14 protein-coding genes are annotated in these 15,975 nt (G+C 65.6%); all 14 read left to right on the top strand.

Annotated elements, in window-relative coordinates; genetic code table 11:
- Window positions 1-16: 16 nt before the first annotated feature.
- The 14 genes from QA649_RS41455 to QA649_RS41390 all read left to right on the top strand — a co-directional run bounded on the left by QA649_RS41455 (window position 17) and on the right by QA649_RS41390 (window position 15,966).
- Window positions 17-1,081: a TAXI family TRAP transporter solute-binding subunit gene (locus QA649_RS41455; protein ID WP_283026217.1), complete on the top strand. Its 1,065-nt coding sequence runs from the start codon at window positions 17-19 to the stop codon at window positions 1,079-1,081.
- On the top strand, window positions 1,078-1,890 hold the full coding sequence (locus tag QA649_RS41450) for a type VI secretion system-associated protein TagO (protein ID WP_283022190.1): 813 nt from the start codon (window positions 1,078-1,080) through the stop codon (window positions 1,888-1,890). Before QA649_RS41455 ends, QA649_RS41450 begins: the two co-directional genes overlap by 4 nt.
- A 330-nt stretch (window positions 1,891-2,220) precedes the next feature.
- Window positions 2,221-5,394 carry a VCBS domain-containing protein gene (locus tag QA649_RS41445; protein WP_283022189.1) on the top strand — a complete coding sequence of 1,058 codons (3,174 nt, stop codon included), beginning with the start codon at window positions 2,221-2,223 and terminating at the stop codon, window positions 5,392-5,394.
- 192 nt (window positions 5,395-5,586) lie between these two features.
- Entirely contained in the window at window positions 5,587-6,168 is a 582-nt protein-coding gene (locus QA649_RS41440; protein WP_283022188.1) for an XRE family transcriptional regulator, read from the top strand.
- Window positions 6,168-6,680 (top strand): GNAT family N-acetyltransferase, encoded by a 513-nt coding sequence (locus QA649_RS41435; protein WP_283022187.1) that lies wholly within the window; start codon window positions 6,168-6,170, stop codon window positions 6,678-6,680. Before QA649_RS41440 ends, QA649_RS41435 begins: the two co-directional genes overlap by 1 nt.
- A gap of 2 nt (window positions 6,681-6,682) precedes the next feature.
- Window positions 6,683-7,147, top strand: a complete 465-nt coding sequence (locus QA649_RS41430) for a GNAT family N-acetyltransferase (protein ID WP_283026216.1) — start codon at window positions 6,683-6,685, stop codon at window positions 7,145-7,147.
- Between the two features lie 99 nt (window positions 7,148-7,246).
- A complete protein-coding gene (locus QA649_RS41425) occupies window positions 7,247-8,287 on the top strand; it encodes a LacI family DNA-binding transcriptional regulator (RefSeq protein ID WP_283022186.1) in 1,041 nt (346 codons plus the stop codon).
- A gap of 82 nt (window positions 8,288-8,369) precedes the next feature.
- A complete protein-coding gene (xylB, locus tag QA649_RS41420) occupies window positions 8,370-9,824 on the top strand; it encodes a xylulokinase (RefSeq protein WP_283022185.1) in 1,455 nt (484 codons plus the stop codon).
- Window positions 9,825-11,147: a xylose isomerase gene (gene xylA, locus QA649_RS41415; RefSeq protein ID WP_283022184.1), complete on the top strand. Its 1,323-nt coding sequence runs from the start codon at window positions 9,825-9,827 to the stop codon at window positions 11,145-11,147.
- 12 nt (window positions 11,148-11,159) lie between these two features.
- Window positions 11,160-11,918, top strand: coding sequence for an ATP-binding cassette domain-containing protein (locus QA649_RS41410; protein WP_283022183.1), 759 nt, complete (start codon window positions 11,160-11,162; stop codon window positions 11,916-11,918).
- Window positions 11,918-13,000 carry an ABC transporter permease gene (locus QA649_RS41405; RefSeq protein WP_283022182.1) on the top strand — a complete coding sequence of 361 codons (1,083 nt, stop codon included), beginning with the start codon at window positions 11,918-11,920 and terminating at the stop codon, window positions 12,998-13,000. The genes QA649_RS41410 and QA649_RS41405 overlap by 1 nt, the downstream gene beginning before the upstream one ends.
- Before the next feature lie 94 nt (window positions 13,001-13,094).
- Window positions 13,095-14,027 (top strand): sugar-binding protein, encoded by a 933-nt coding sequence (locus QA649_RS41400; protein ID WP_063203761.1) that lies wholly within the window; start codon window positions 13,095-13,097, stop codon window positions 14,025-14,027.
- A 106-nt stretch (window positions 14,028-14,133) separates the two neighbouring features.
- Window positions 14,134-15,111: an aldo/keto reductase gene (locus QA649_RS41395; protein ID WP_283022181.1), complete on the top strand. Its 978-nt coding sequence runs from the start codon at window positions 14,134-14,136 to the stop codon at window positions 15,109-15,111.
- Window positions 15,112-15,114: 3 nt separating this feature from the next.
- Window positions 15,115-15,966, top strand: a complete 852-nt coding sequence (locus QA649_RS41390) for an amidohydrolase family protein (RefSeq protein WP_283022180.1) — start codon at window positions 15,115-15,117, stop codon at window positions 15,964-15,966.
- The last annotated feature ends 9 nt before the right edge of the window (window positions 15,967-15,975 follow it).

The following is a 15,975-nucleotide window of genomic DNA, read 5'->3' as shown; positions in this document are numbered from 1 at the left end:
AAGCATGGGAGGCGCGCTGATGCGCAAGCTGCTGTTCATACTGGTCTTGTCGCTGCTCGAGCTGCCTGCTTCCGCGCAAAATGCCAACAGGGCCGGTGCTGACAAGCGGTCCGCTGAGCGATCCGCACCCGCACCGGCGCGCGGGAGCTACGCTGCGCGCCCCGTTCAACCGCGAAGCGCGGAGGCGGAGGTGAGGGATCGCATCAACGCGGGCTCGGTCGGTCTCGCCGCCGGATTGCTGGAAGGCGCGCCGCTCCGCTTCGCCACCGAGATTTCGCGCGTCGTCAACGAGGGCGGAAAGGTGAACGTGCTTCCGATCGTGACGCGCGGACCGACCGAGAACGTCAACGATCTGCTCTATCTCAAGGGGGTCGACGTCGCGATCATCAACAGCGATTCGCTTGATGAGTACCGCGCTCAGGTGCCCGAGATCGGAAACCGTATCGTCCACGTGATGAACCTGTTTCCGTCGGAGCTGCACGTCTTCGCGCGTCCGGAGGTCAATTCGCTCGCCGACCTCGCGGGCAAGAAGGTGAACTTCAACACGCAGGGCACAGCCGCTGCCTATTCGGGGCCGCTCATTTTCAGCCGCCTCGGCATCGAGGTTGAGAAGACCTTCGTGCCCCACCCGCTTGCACTCGAGCAGATGCGCAAGGGCGAGATGGCGGCCGTGGTTTTCGTCACCTCCAAGCCGGTAGACGCATTCGTGAAGCGCAAATGGGACGAGGGCTTCAAGTTTCTGCCGGTGCCGTTTGGTCCGGGATTGATCGACTATTACGTACCCGCTTCACTGACGTCGGCCGACTATCCGGCACTCGTGCCGGCGGGCCAAACGGTCGAAACGATCGCGGTGCCGACGGTCCTGGTCGCCTACAACTGGACCCCGGGTTCGCCGCGCCACGACCGTGTGACCGCCTTCGTGAACGAGCTGTTCGGCAAGCTCGACGAGCTGCGCGTGTCCGGCTTCGATCCGAAATGGAAGGATGCCGATCCCTCTGCCAGCGTTCCCGGATTGCAGCGCCTGAAGGCGGCTGAGAGTTGGCGGGATCCCCAGATGGCCAATCGGACGGCGCGCCCATGAGGCGGCTCGCCGCTCTCCTGTTCGCCATGATCGAGATCGCGGAAGCCCACGGTCAATCCGCGTCCAGCACCTTGAAGGGCCTCGACGAATGTTTCGCGCAGACACGCAGCGCTGAAGCCGCCTGCGATCAGGCCGGCAGCGACACTGCGGCTCGTCTTGGCTGCAGGTTGAAGGCGCACAGTGCGGAGAAACAATGCCTCGATCATCTGTTCGCCAACAAGGACGAGGCCCGGCAGTCCGGCGATGTGCCTGCGAAGCCACGCGCCCGCATGCCGCCCGCGCCGACCGCATCCGAGCCGCCGCCAGTGGCGGCACCCTCCGATCGCGACGATCCGACCGCAGCACTTCCGGCCGCAAGAGGATGGCTGGTCAGCGAGACGACGTCTCCGCGCGACTTCTCGCCGCTTTTCGTGGCCAAGCTCTATGCGCTTCCCCCAATTACCGTCGACGCGCCGCAGACGCTGATCCTGCGTTGCCGGAACCAGCGGACCGAGATGTCCCTTGGCGCCAACGGCGTCTGGCGCGCCTCGCGCGGCGGTGACGTCGAGGTCGTGATGTCCTCCGATTTGCCGGCGGCAAGACCGTCGCGCTGGCGGTTGGCAGTCGATGGCCGCACCGCCTCCATGGCGGACGACCCGGTCGATCTGGTGCGCGCGCTCGTCGGCGGGCGGATGTCGATCGCCGTGACCGACGGTGCGGGGCGCACCATCAGTGCGACCTTCGACCTCGCCGGCATCGACATTGTCCGCGCCAGACTCGCGAATGCCTGCCGCTGGCCGAATGCGACGGTCGAATCGCGGGGGCGGTGACGGCATCCGGCTTACTCGAACGTCTTCCCGGGCGAATCGATGCCTTTCAACGATTCGATCGACGGCCTTGACGTCAAGTCCGGAGCAGCCTTCAGAGCGACCGCAGCGGCTAAACTCTGCTCAATTGTTGGTCGGAGACGAAGCAAGACTCATGGATGCTGATTGCTTGAGCATGCGCGTTGTCGTTCGGGCCATACCGGAATCCATGCACCATCATTCGCAGCTTTGCAGCGATGACGCATCGCGCGGCATCAAGCGTTCGTCATCCAGGGGCACTAGACTTGCTTTGATCAGCAGTCTGGTCGGCAGCGACTTATTGGCGCCGCGTTTTTGTTTCTGATCATCGAACAAAACATTCGGGCCCGGCCTGTTGCCGGGCAAACGGAGGCATTGATGACAAACTCGGCACCTGTCTTCACCGCTGACAGTGGCAGCGACGGTTCCGTCACGCGCGTGTCGACCAGCGCAACCGGGGCGCAGGCGGATGGCGCGACTTTCTCGCCCGTGTTCTCGTCCGACGGCACGAAAGTGGCGTTCTATTCCTCTGCCGACAATCTGGTGCCTGGCGATACCAACGGCCAAGCCGACATCTTCGTGAAGGATCTGACCACTGGTACGATCACGCTCGTGTCGACCAGTGCCGGCGGGGTGCAGGGGGATAGCTTCAGCTACCAGCCGGTCTTTTCGCCTGATGGGACCAAGGTGGCGTTCGCTTCTGCTTCCGACAATCTGGTGCCGGGCGATACCAATCAAGCTTGGGATATCTTCGTGAAGGACCTGACCACCGGTGCCATCACGCGCGTGTCGACCAGTGCCAGCGGGGCGCAGGCGGACGGCTTCCAGACCACCAACCCGATATTCTCGCCTGACGGCACCAAGGTCGCGTTCTATTCCGACGCCGACAATCTGGTGCCGGGCGACACAGACAACGCGCGCGACATCTTCGTGAAGGACTTGACCACTGGCGCGATAACGCTCGTGGGCGCCAGCCCCTACAATGGTCCACTCAGTGGCGGCGAGCAGAATGGCTATACCTTCGCCCCCTCGTTCTCGCCCGATGGCAGCAAAATCGTGTTCGGGTCCACGAGAGGGGTTGGCGCTATCAACGACGTCTATATCAAGGACCTTGCCACCGGGGTCACCACACTGGTGTCGGACAGCGCCAGCGGCGTTCGTGGAAATGGCGGCAGCTACGACCCGGTGTTCTCGCCCGATGGCACCAAGGTCGCGTTCTATACCTTCGCCGACAATCTTGTGCCGGGTAGTGCCAATGTCGGAATCGGCAACATCGTCATTAAAGATCTGACCACCGGCGTAGTCACGTTGGTGTCGGCGAATGCCGGAGGAGCACCGCAGAGCGACGGCTTGGCCCAGCAACCGGTGTTCTCGCCTGATGGCACCAAGATCGCGTTCTATTCCAATGCCGCCAATCTGGTGTCGGGTGTCAATGCCTTTGAGGTCTATGTGAAGGACCTGTCCACCGGCGCCATCACGGTTGTCTCGACCAACGCGAGCGGGACGCAGGCGAACGGCTACAGCCAGACTCCCGTGTTCTCGCCAGATGGCACCAAATTGGTATTCGTGTCGTCAGCCAGCAATCTGGTGCCGGGCGATACCAACGGCAGTGAAGATATCTTTGTGAAAGATATTGGTCTGCCGTCCGTCACCGAAGCGCATCTGACGGACAATGGCGGCGCCAAGGTTTCGACATCGGAGGCAGTGTTCTTTGCCGACGCCGACGCGACCGACACTCACACGGTATCGGTGACGTCGCAAAGCGGCAATCTCGGCACACTCACGGCCGTCGTCGACGACGCCGATGGCAAGGTGACGTGGAGCTATGATGTTACTCACGCCGGCATCGCTCCGCTCGCGGCCGGACAGACCCATACCGACACCTTCACCGTGACCCTCGACGACGGCCACGGCGGTTCCGCGACACAGGCCATCACCGTGACGCTGACGGGAGTCGATGATGCGCCCGTGATCAGCTCGGGCACGACGGCAAGCTTCGCGGAGAATGGCACTGGCGTCGCCTACCACATCGCGGCGGCCGATGTGGACAGCCCTGCGCTGACCTATTCGTTGTCCGGCACTGACGCGGCTCTGTTCAACGTGTCGGCGACGGGCGATGTGACGTTCAAGTCCGCGCCCGACTTCGAGGCGCCGAAAGACGCGAACCGCGACAACGTCTATGACCTCACCGTCGCGGTCAGCGACGGGACAGAGATCGCGACCAAGAACGTCGCGATCACGGTCACTGACGTGAATGACACCAGCGGCGGCGGTAGCGTTCTGACTGTCACCGGCTCGACCGGCTTCACGTCGATCGACCGGGCCACGATCAATATCAGCGTGACCGGCAATTTGCACGAGACCGGCAGCGCCGGTGTGATCAGCAACAGCACGATCAACAATCTCGGCTCGCTGAGCGAAGCCCAGGCGATGCTCGCGTTCGTGAACGATACGATCACCGGCGGTTCCCTCGGTGCGATCGTCGCCAATGGCGGCACCATCACCTTCGACAATGTCCATCTGGACGGGACGTCGCTGGATGCGACATCAGGCGGACTCATCGAATCCGTTGCAGGCAGCGGCAACAGCTTCAACAACGTGACGCTCAAGGCTGGCGCTGTGTTTGACGTCAGTGCCGCAAGCGGTTTGTTTGTCAGCGGCACGCTGAACAACGGCGGCAGGATCGAGCTCTTCAATGCCGCGAAAGCCGTCCTGACCGGCGACGCCACGGTCATCGGCAATGGCGAGATCAAGCTCGATCCGGGCTCCCTAATCCTGAACAGCGGTGCGCATCACACGCTTGATCTTGCCGGCGGGACGATCGACGGCGCCGGCACCATCGGAAACGGAGATCACAGCCTCACTTTGGATATCGGCGTCTCCGGCACGCTCGAGGCGCACGGGTCCCAGCCGCTCAGCGTGAACACCGGCAATTCCGTCACCAGCAGCGGCCTGATCGAAGCCGTGCACGCCTCGCTCGATTTCGACGACGCGGTTTTCAACACCTTTGGAACGATCACCGCCGATCAGGGCGGCACGATCGACTTCGGGAATGGCCTGGTCAATGGCGGCATCGTCAATGTGCACGCCGGCAGCGAGGTGGATGTCTCGGGCAATTTCGTCAACAACGCCACTGTCCTGGATAGCGGCTTGCTCAAGGTCGACAATTTGAGCGGGGCTGGAGCCGTCAACGTCAACAACGGGACATTGGTGGTCACCGGTAATCTGAGCAGCAATGTCGTTCTGACGGGGACGGATACATTTGTGTTCGGGCCCAATGCCAAGCAAACGTCCGGTGTCATCTCGAACTATACGCCGGGCACGACGCTGGTGCTGGATGGCTTCGACACCAAAGTGAACGCGGCCTTCGACACTCAGACCAATATTTTGACCCTGACCGATGCGGATCATCATGCGATGACACTTCACCTCGCGCCCGGGTCCTTGATCCCGCAGGTCCACGGCGCGGCGCCGGATTTTCTGGTCTAGCGAATTTCCCCAAAGGACACCTTGCCGAGCGCACCATTTCCAGGCGGGCTGCGGCAAGACGCCGGGGAGTTTGCCGCCCAAACATTCTAATATATTAGCTCCTGGCTCCCGGCACGCGCGGCTCGCCCGGCTTAAGCTTCTCTCGCCCTGATGGGTGCGGTCCTCGTGTCGGGCAATGTTTGGATGAAGACCATGGACCAGCAGAAACTCGACCGTGCGATCGGTCGTCGCTTGAAGACGTTGAGGACGCAGGCGGGCATGACGTTGAACGAACTCGCAGGCCGCTCCGGTGTCAGCCGGGCCATGATCGGGCGGGTGGAGCGGGCGCAGAGCAGCGCGACGGCGGCGCTGCTCAACAAGCTCTGTGCGGCGCTCGACGTCACGCTCAGCGATGTCGTCGCGCTCGCGGAGAAGCCGCCGGAGCGCCTGGTGCGGCTGGCGGACCAACCGCACTGGCGCGATCCCGACAGCGGCTATCGCCGGCGTCACGCCTCGCCGCCGGATGCGGCGAGCGGCATCGAGATCATCGTCGTCGACCTGCCGGCCGGCGCGCGCGTCTCCTACAGCCCCTGGGGCCGCAACGCCTTCACCCAGCAGCTCCTGATGCTGGAGGGCGCGGTCTGCGTGCATATCGATGCCAAGACCGTGCGCCTGCACGACGGCGACTGTCTCGACTTCGACGTGATGCGCGCGGTGACCTTCGAGAACGAGACCAGGCAGGACGCGCGCTACGTCATCATCACGCGGCGCGGCACCTCTTACGGGAAAATGTGATGCCGCTGATCGTGCGGGACGCCACGCTGGAAGATGCCACCGACATCTTGGCCATCTACAATTACGCCGCGGTCAACACCACGGCGGTCTGGACCGACGGCCCGGCCGACCTCGCCTCGCGGCGCGCGTGGATGAGCGCGCGGCAACAGGCCGGCTATCCCGTGCTGGTCGCGATGAAGGGCAGGGACGTCGTCGGCTTCGCCTCGTTCGGCGATTTCCGCCCCTTTCCAGGCTATCGCCACACCGTCGAGAACTCGGTCTATGTCGGCGAGCGGCATCACCGGCTCGGCGTCGGCCGCTGCCTGATGGCGACGCTGATCGAGCGCGCTACCGCGCTCGACAAGCACGCCATGATCGCCGGCATCGAGGCCGCCAACGCCGCCTCGATCGCCTTGCATGCCTCGCTCGGCTTCGCCGAGGTCGGCCGCATGCCGGAGGTCGGCTGCAAGTTCGGCCGCTGGCTCGACCTCGTCTTCATGCAGAAGCAGCTCGCAAGCGGAGTGCGGCCGTGACGATCGAGATCCGCACCGGCGACACCTTCGATCCCCGCGTCATCGCGCTGCTCGATCATCACGTCACGGCGGCTCGGGCGCAGACAGCGCCCGGCAGCGCGCATGCGCTCGATCTCGCAGGCCTTCGCGCCAGCGACGTCGCGTTCTGGACCGGCTGGGACGGCGACACGCTGGTCGCCACCGGCGCGCTGAAGGCGCTCTCGGCCGGCCACGGCGAGGTGAAGTCGATGCACACGCTGCAGACCGCGCGGCGGCGCGGCTATGGCGGCCAGATGCTCCGTCATATCATCACCGAGGCCCGTGCGCGCGGCCTGCAGCGGCTCTGCCTCGAGACCGGCTCATGGGATTATTTCAAGCCGGCGCATGCGCTCTACCAGGCGCACGGTTTTGTGCTCTGCGACCCGTTCGAGGGTTATGCCGAAGACCCCAACAGCCTGTTCCTGACGCTGGATCTGATCGGCGGGTAGTTCCGGTCCGGCGCAACCGGGGGCCGTAAAATGCCGTCAGCCCCTCTTGCCCCTCAAAATGAGTTGCGTACCTCAAAACACCTCTGCTAGCCTTCAGCCATGGCCGAGACGCTCACCACCGCCGCGCTCACGCTGAAGGACATCGCCCGCGAGGCGGGCGTCAGCCTCGCGACGGTCGACCGCGTGCTGCACAACCGGCCGGGCGTGCGGGCGGACACGGTCCGGCGCGTCCGGGAAGCGATCGAGCGCAATTCCTTTCAGCCGCATGTGGCGGCCGCGGAACTCGCCCGCGGCCGCGCCCGCCGCTTTGCTTTCGTGATGCCGTCGGGGCCGAACCCGTTCATGCAGCAGATCGAGGCCTATCTCGGCGAGATGTCAGGCTGGCTCTCGGCCCGCCGCCTCGGCGTCGAGATGATTGCAACCGACGTGTTCGACGCCTCCGTGCTGGCCGCCTCGCTGGAGGCGCTGTCCGGCGATTACGACGGCGTCGCCGTGGTGGCGCTGGATCATCCCACCGTCCGTGCCGCCATCAACGACCTCGTCGACACCGGCACCAAGATCGTGACGCTGGTCTCGGACGTGCCGTCCTCGCGCCGCCACCATTATGTCGGCATCGACAACATCGCCGCGGGCCGCACCGCCGGGGCGCTGGTCGGGCGGCTGGTCGGCGGGCGCTCGGGCAAGGTCGCGATCGTCGCGGGATCGCAGGGCCTGCGCGACCACGCCGAGCGCATCTTCGGCTTCAACCAGGTGATGGCGAGTGAATTCCCTGGTCTCAGCGTGCTGCCGGTGCTGGAAGGGCGCGACGAGGACGCGCGCTCGGAGCAGCTCCTGGCACGGCTGCTGGGCAGGCATGCTGACATTGTCGGCCTTTACAACGTCGGCGCCGGCACGCAGGGCGTCGCCAAAGCGTTGAGCGAGGCCGGCCGCGACAAGGTCGTGTTTGTCGGGCACGACGTTACCGCGCTGACGCGCCGGCTGCTGCTCCAGGGCGTAATGGATGCCGCGATCTCGCAGAATCCGGGACATGAGGCGCGAGCCGCCGTGCGCGTGCTGCTCGCGCTCGCCCGCGGCGAGCCGATCCTGCGCGAGCAGGAGAAGATCAGGATCGACATCGTGATGCGGGACAATCTGCCTTAGCGGCAGGTGGATTTGGAAACGACCCGTTGCGGGGAAGGCGACACCAAGCTCGCACACCGCGACAGACAAAAGGGAGGGTGACGTGTATCTCGGACTGGACATCGGCACGTCCGGTGTGAAGGCGGTTCTCGTGAACGAAGCCGGCGCGGTGGTCGCGACGGCGGCGCGCGAGCTCGCGCTGTCGCATCCGGCGCCGCTGTGGTCCGAGCAGGATCCCGACGCCTGGGTCGAGGGCGCGATCGGCGCGGTCGATGATCTCGCCAGCCACCATCCGCGCGAGATCGCGCGGGTCGCCGGCATCGGCCTGTCAGGCCAGATGCATGGTGCGACGCTGCTCGGCGCAGACGGACGGCCGCTGCGTCCCGCGATCCTCTGGAACGACGGCCGTTCGCAGGCCGAATGCGTCATGCTGGAACGGCGCTGTCCGTCGTTGCACGCCATCGCCGGCAATCTGGCGATGCCCGGCTTCACCGCGCCAAAGCTGCTCTGGGTCGCGCGGCATGAGCCCGAAATATTCAAGCGCGTCGCCAAGGTGCTGCTGCCGAAGGCCTATGTCCGCTACCGCCTGAGCGGCGAGTTGGTCGAGGACATGTCGGACGCCGCCGGCACGCTGTGGCTCGATGTCGGCCAGCGGCGCTGGTCGGCCCTGCTGCTGCATGCGACCGGCCTCGATCTCCACCACATGCCGCGCCTCGTCGAAGGTAGCGCGGTGAGCGCCGTGCTTGCGCCGGAATACGCGCAGCGCTGGGGGATGGCGAAAGACGTCGTGGTCGCCGGCGGTGCCGGCGACAATGCGGCGAGCGCGATCGGGCTCGGCGCCATCGCACCGGGCGATGCGTTCCTGTCGCTCGGCACCTCCGGCGTGGTGTTCCGTGTCACCGATCGGTTCGCTCCGGCGCCGGCTTCAGCGGTGCATGCCTTCTGCCACGCGCTGCCCGGCCTCTGGCACCAGATGGGCGTAATGCTGTCGGCGGCGGCTTCGCTGGCCTGGCTGTCCGACGTGATGGAGACGCCGGCAGCCGCGCTGCTCGCGCCGCTCGGCGAGCGCGTCGACGGGCCGAGCCCCATCAAATTCCTGCCTTATCTCGATGGCGAACGCACGCCGCACAACGATGCCGCCGCCAGCGGTGCCTTCGTCGGCCTGCGCGGCGCGACCGGGCGTTCCCAGATCGTCCAGGCCGTGCTCGAAGGCGTCGCCTTCGCCGCGCGTGACAATCTGGCGGCCTTGAGCGCTGCGAGCGGGCCGATCAACGAAGTCGATCTCGTCGGCGGCGGCTCGCGCTCGCCGCTATGGGCGCAGATCTGCGCCGACGTGCTCGGCATTCCCGTCCACCGCGTCGAGGAGGGCGAGGTCGGGGCCGCGCTCGGCGCCGCACGGCTCGGCCGACTCGCCGCCACCGGCGAAGATCCGGCCAAAATCTGCACCCGTCCGCGCCGGCTCGCGAGCTTCGCGCCCCGCGCATCCCTGACCGCCGCCTATGACGAGGCCTATCGTCGCTGGCGCGCGCTTTATCCCGCATTGAAGGAGACTCTTTAAGTGAACGCGCCAGCCAAATTCTTCGATGCAACGACGCCCGTCGCCTTTGCCGGCAAGGATGCGGCGAACACGCATGCCTTCCGCTGGTACGACAAGGACCGCCTCGTCCACGGCCGCCGGCTCGAGGATCACTTACGCTTTGCGGTCTGCTACTGGCATTCGCTGTGCTGGCCGGGCAGCGATCCCTTCGGCGGCGAGACCTTCTTGCGGCCCTGGCATCGCGGCACCGACGCGATGGCGATGGCCCGGGCCAAGGCCGATGTCGCCTTCGAGCTGTTCCGCCTGCTGGACGTGCCCTTCTTCACCTTCCACGACGTCGACGCGGCGCCGGAAGGCCATTCACTCAGAGAATCCGTCGCCAACCTCAACGCCATCGCCGATCTGTTCGAACAGAAGATGGCCTCCGCAAAGGTCCGCCTGCTCTGGGGCACCGCCAATTTGTTCACGCATCGCCGCTACATGGCGGGCGCCGCGACCAACCCGGACCCCGATATCTTCACTTATGCCGCCGGCCAGGTCCGCGCGGCGCTCGAGGTGACGCACCGCCTCGGCGGCCAGAACTATGTGCTGTGGGGCGGGCGCGAGGGTTATGAGACGCTGCTCAACACCGATCTCAAGCGCGAGCTCGACCAGCTCGGCCGCTTCGTCTCCCTCGTGGTCGAGCACAAGCACAAGATCGGTTTCAAGGGCCCGATCCTGATCGAGCCCAAGCCCAAGGAGCCGACCAAGCATCAATATGATTTCGATGTCGCCACCTGCTACGGCTTCCTCGAACGCTACGACCTGCTCAAGGACGTCAAGCTCAACATCGAGCAGAACCACGCCATCCTCGCCGGACACTCCTTCCATCACGAGGTCGCGCTGGCCGAGGCGCTCGGCGTGTTCGGCTCGCTCGACATCAATCGCGGCGACGATCTGCTCGGCTGGGACACCGACCAGTTCGCGATGAACGTCCCCGAATTGACGCTGGTGTTCCACGAGATCCTGAACCGCGGCGGCTTCACCTCGGGCGGGCTCAATTTCGACGCCAAGATCCGCCGCCAGTCGATCGACCCCGATGATCTCATCCATGCCCATGTCGGCTCGATGGATGCCTGCGCGCGCGCCTTCCTCGCCGCCGCCGACATGCTCGATGCCGGCGCGCTCACCACGCCGATCGCCACGCGCTACGACGGATGGGCCGGCCCCGAAGGCCGCGCCATTCTCGGCGGCCAGCGCTCGCTCGCCGATCTCGCCGACCGTGCGATGAGTCCCGGCTTCGATCCGCAGCCGCGCTCGGGCCGGCAGGAATATCTGGAATCCCTCGTCAACCGCTACGTCTGAGGAACGCCGCTGATGGCAAGCGCTGAAGCAACACCGGTCCTCGAGCTCACCGGCATCGGCAAGGAGTTCGGCGCGATCCGCGCGCTGCATGACGTCGACATGCAGGTCTTTCCGGGAGAGGTGGTCGGCCTGATGGGCGACAATGGCGCCGGCAAGTCGACGCTGGTCAAGATCATCGCCGGCAATTTCCGCCCCACCCACGGCGAGATGCGCTTTGCCGGCAGCGCGGTCCATTTCAACCGGCCCGTCGATGCCCGCGCCGTCGGCATCGAGGTGGTCTACCAGGATCTCGCGCTATCGGACAATCTGACCGCGGCCGCCAACGTCTTTCTCGGCCGCGAGCTGAAGCGCAAATTCGGACCCATCGCCTTGCTCGATCACAAGGCGATGGCGGCACGCGCGCTGGAATTGTTCGGCGAGCTGCGCTCGGAGACGCGGCCCGACGATCTCGTCAAGCAGATGTCCGGCGGCCAGCGCCAGGCCGTTGCGATCGCGCGGACGCGCCTGTCCAATGCGCGGTTGGTGATGATGGACGAGCCGACCGCCGCCATCTCGGTGCGACAGGTCGAGCAGGTGCTCGGCCTGATCCACCGGCTGAAGGAGCAGGGCGTTGCCGTGATGCTGATCTCGCACCGCATGCCCGACGTGTTTGCGGTGTGCGACCGCGTCATCGTCATGCGCCGCGGCGAGAAGCGCGCCGACAAGCCGATCCACGAGACCTCGCCGGAGGAAGTCACCGCTCTCATCACCGGCGCGAAGGAGGCGGCGTGATGGCCATGCCCATGGAATCCCCGATCAGCTTCACCAATGTCGGCAAGATCAGGTGGTGGCAGCGCGGCATCTTCGCCTCCCAGACCGGCTACGTCCTGCTCGCGCTGGCAGTGCTGCTGGTGATCATGCATTTCGCCAGCCCGTACTTCTTCACCCAAGGCAACATCCAGAACGTGGCGAAGAACTTCTCGTTCATCGCCATCGCCACGCTCGGCGTCACCTTCGTGATCATCATCGGCGGCATCGACCTGTCGGTCGGCTCGATGATGTGTTTTTCGGCCATGATCACCTCGATGGTGATGACCGAGCTGTCGACGCCGGGCGGGCTCGGCGCCTCGCTGTTCGTGCATACGGCGGCCGACGGCAAGACCGTGCTCGCCAACGTGCCGGGGCTGATCCTGCTGGTGTCGATCCTCGCCGGGCTCGGCGTCGCGCTGATCGCGGGCCTCGTCAACGGCTTCTGCATCGCCGTGCTCGGCCTGTCGCCCTTCGTCACCACGCTCGGCATGCTCTCGATCGTGCGCGGGCTCGGCTATGTCGTCTCCAATGGCCGCGGCAGTTTCCCGGGCGGGCCGGATGCCGATTATTTCTACGCGCTCACCTCCGGCGACGTGCTCGGGGTGCCCGCGCCGTTCATCTATCTCGTGATCCTCGCGCTGACGATGGCCGTGGTGCTGCACCACACCTCGTTCGGCCGCCACGTCTTCGCGCTCGGCGGCAACGAGAAGGCGGCGGAGCTGACCGGCATCCCGGTGGTGCGGGTGAAGATCGAGGTCTATGTGATCTGCGCGCTCGCCGCGGGCCTCCAGGGCATCATCATCTCCGGCTGGCTCGGATCGGCGCCGGCCAACATGGCGACCTCCTACGAGCTCAACGTGATCGCCGCGGCCGTGATCGGCGGCGCCAACCTTGCCGGCGGCATCGGCGGCCCGCTCGGCGCCATCGTCGGCTGCGTGCTGCTCGAGGTGATCCGCAACGGTCTCGTGCTGGCGCAGGTCTCCTCCTACTGGCAGCAGACGCTGGTGGGCGTGATCATCATCCTGGCCGTGCTGGTCGATCGCATCCGCTCGCGGATGACCTGACGTGACGTCGCTTCGGGAAGGCAACGAAAATGCCGCCTGTCCGCTTCCCGGACGCTTTTGAGGGGATGGGCACCAAACAAGGGTGGAGGAGACAATGAGGAAACTGCTTCTGGCCGGTATCGCCGTTGCGATGATGGCAACGCCGGCGTTCGCCGCGAACTACCGCTTCGTGATCGTGCCCAAGGCGATGAACAATCCGTTCTTCGACTTTGCGCGCGACGGCTGCCTGAAGCGCGCCAAGGAGCTCGGCAATATCGAGTGCATCTACAAGGGGCCGGTCGAGCACGAGCCGGCGACGCAGGCGCAGATCATCCAGGACTTCGTCACCCAGAAGGTCGACGGCCTCGCCATCTCGGTCGCCGACGTCGCGGCCATGACCAAGTCGATCGAGGCGGCGACCGCGGCCGGCATTCCCGTCATCACCTTCGATGCGGATGCACCGGGCTCGAAGCGCATCGCCTATATCGGCACCAACAACAAGGAGTTCGGCGTCGCGCTCGGCAAGCAATTGCTGAAGATGCGGCCCGACGGCGGCAAATACGCGATGGTCTCGGGCGGTCCCGGCGCCAAGAACCTCGCTGAGCGCGTCGATGGCGTGCGCGAGGCGCTGAAGGGTTCGAAATGGACCGAGGTCGCGGGCTCCCCGACTTTCTGCAACGACGATCCCGCGCTCGCGGTCCAGCAGATGACGGACATGCGCACCGCAACGCCGGATCTCGCCGCCATCGTTCCCATCGGCGGCTGGCCGATGTTCGCCCCCGAAGGCTTCAAAGCCTTCGCCTCCAGGAACAAGAAGGACATCGATTCCGGCAAGTTCACGCTGGTCGTCGCCGACACGCTGAAGATGCAGCTCGAGCTGCTGCGTGACGGCTATGCCAATGCGCTGGTCGGCCAGCGTCCGTTCGAGATGGGCGAGAAGGCGATGGACACGCTGCTCGCCATCAAGAAGGGCGAGAAGGTGCCGGAGATCGTCTACACCGGCCTCGATCTCGTCACCAAGGACAACGTCGCGCAGATGCTGAAGTAGGAGCGCCGCCAGCCCCGCGCTCCTGCGTGCCTCTCCCGCTTGCGCTTGCCGCAAGCGGGAGAGATGATGTTTGGACTGCTGGAATGAAGACTGTAAGGCAATGGGAATGAAACGCTCGCGGCTCGGCTCTCTCGACGTCACCTCAATCGGTCTCGGTTCCGCCCCGCTGGGCGGATTGTTCAGCCCTGTCAGCGATGCCGATGCGGAGGCGACGGTCGCGCGCGCCTGGTCCGCCGGGGTCCGCTTTTTCGATACCGCGCCGCTCTACGGCTTTGGCCTCGCGGAACGCCGGCTCGGCGCGTTCCTGCGTCAACAACTGCGCGAGTCCTATACCATATCGACCAAGGTCGGCCGCCTGCTGCGCGCCCCCGATGGCGGCGCCGCCGAGGACGAACACTACAAGGGCACGCCGCGCGAGCGGCCGGTGTTCGATTTCAGCTATGACGGCGTGATGCGCTCGGTCGAGGAGAGCCTTGCCCGCCTCGGGCTCGACCGCGTCGACGTCCTGCTGGTGCACGATCCCGACGATCACTATGACGAAGCCGTCACCGGTGCCTTCCGCGCGCTCCAGCGACTGCGCAGTGACGGCACCGTCAAGGCGATCGGCGCCGGCATGAACCAGTCGGAGATGCCGGTCCGCTTCGCCGAAGCCGTGCCCGTCGACTGCTTCCTGCTCGCCGGGCGTTACACGCTGCTCGACCAGGGCGCGCTGGATGCGCTGTTTCCGGTCTGTCAGGCCGGGAATATCGGCATCCTGCTCGGCGGCATCTACAACAGCGGCATCCTGGCCAATCCGCACGCGGGCGCGAAGTTCAATTATCAGGACGCCGACGCGGAGCTCGTCGCGCGCGCGCTCGCGCTCGACGAGCTGTGCCGCAAGCACGGCACCGAGCTGAAGGCGGCCGCGCTGCAGTTCTGCATGGCCCATCCGGCGGTGACTGTTGCTGTGATGGGCGCGCGCAATGCCGGCGAGGTCGCCGACAATATCGCGATGTCGGAGACGGCGGTGCCGGCGGCATTCTGGCAGGAGCTGCGCGCGCGAAACCTCGTCGACGCGCGGGCGCCGCTGCCGGGTGGGGCATAAGGCATGATCATCGACGCTCATCAGCATTTCTGGGACCCCGCACGCGCCGACTATCCTTGGATGGACGCGCCCGAGCTGTCACCGATCCGCCGCGCCTTCGGCCCCGCCGATCTCGCGCCGCTGTTGAAGGCGAGCGGCATCGACGCCAGCATCGTCGTGCAGTGCCGCTCCGCGCGGGAGGAGACCGGGGAGTTCTTGCGGATTGCGCACGAAAACCCTTTTGTCGTCGGCGTCGTCGGATGGGCCGATCTGACCGATGGCGACCTCGGCGACACGCTCGACCGGTTGCGCGCGTTGCCCGGCGGCGACAAGCTGGTCGGTATCCGCCACCAGGTCCACGATGAGCTTGATGCGGATTGGCTGCTGCGCGAAGACGTCCAGCGCGGCCTCACCGCAGTGTTCGCCCGCGATCTCGCCTACGATTTCCTCGTCCGCACCCGCGAGCTTCCGGCCGCGATCGCAACCGCACAGGCCTTCCCGCAGGCGCGCTTCGTGCTGGATCATGCCGCAAAACCGCCGATCGCCGATGGCGGAAGCGACGAATGGACGGACCGCATCGCAGCGCTGGCTGCCTGCGGCAACGTCTGGTGCAAGATCTCCGGCCTCGCGACGGAGGCGAAGTGGGATGATTGGGATGCCGAGCAACTGCTCCCGTTCGTTGCGCACGCCGCAAAATGTTTCGGCGAGGACCGTTTGATCTACGGCTCGGACTGGCCGGTGTGCCTGCTCGCGGGCAGCTACGGAGAAATCAAAGGTGCACTGGAAGCGTGCCTGGCGAAGCTGGGGACGAATGTGCGTGAGAAGGCGTTTGGGGTGAACGCGAAGGCTGCGTATCGGCTGCGGATTGTAAGTTAGACCGAATCC

Origin of the sequence: Bradyrhizobium sp. CB1717 (assembly GCF_029714325.1) — a bacterium.
Classification (GTDB): Bacteria; Pseudomonadota; Alphaproteobacteria; order Rhizobiales; family Xanthobacteraceae; genus Bradyrhizobium.
Note: the sequence above shows the minus strand (reverse complement) of the source record. Positions and strands in the feature narration are given on the sequence as shown.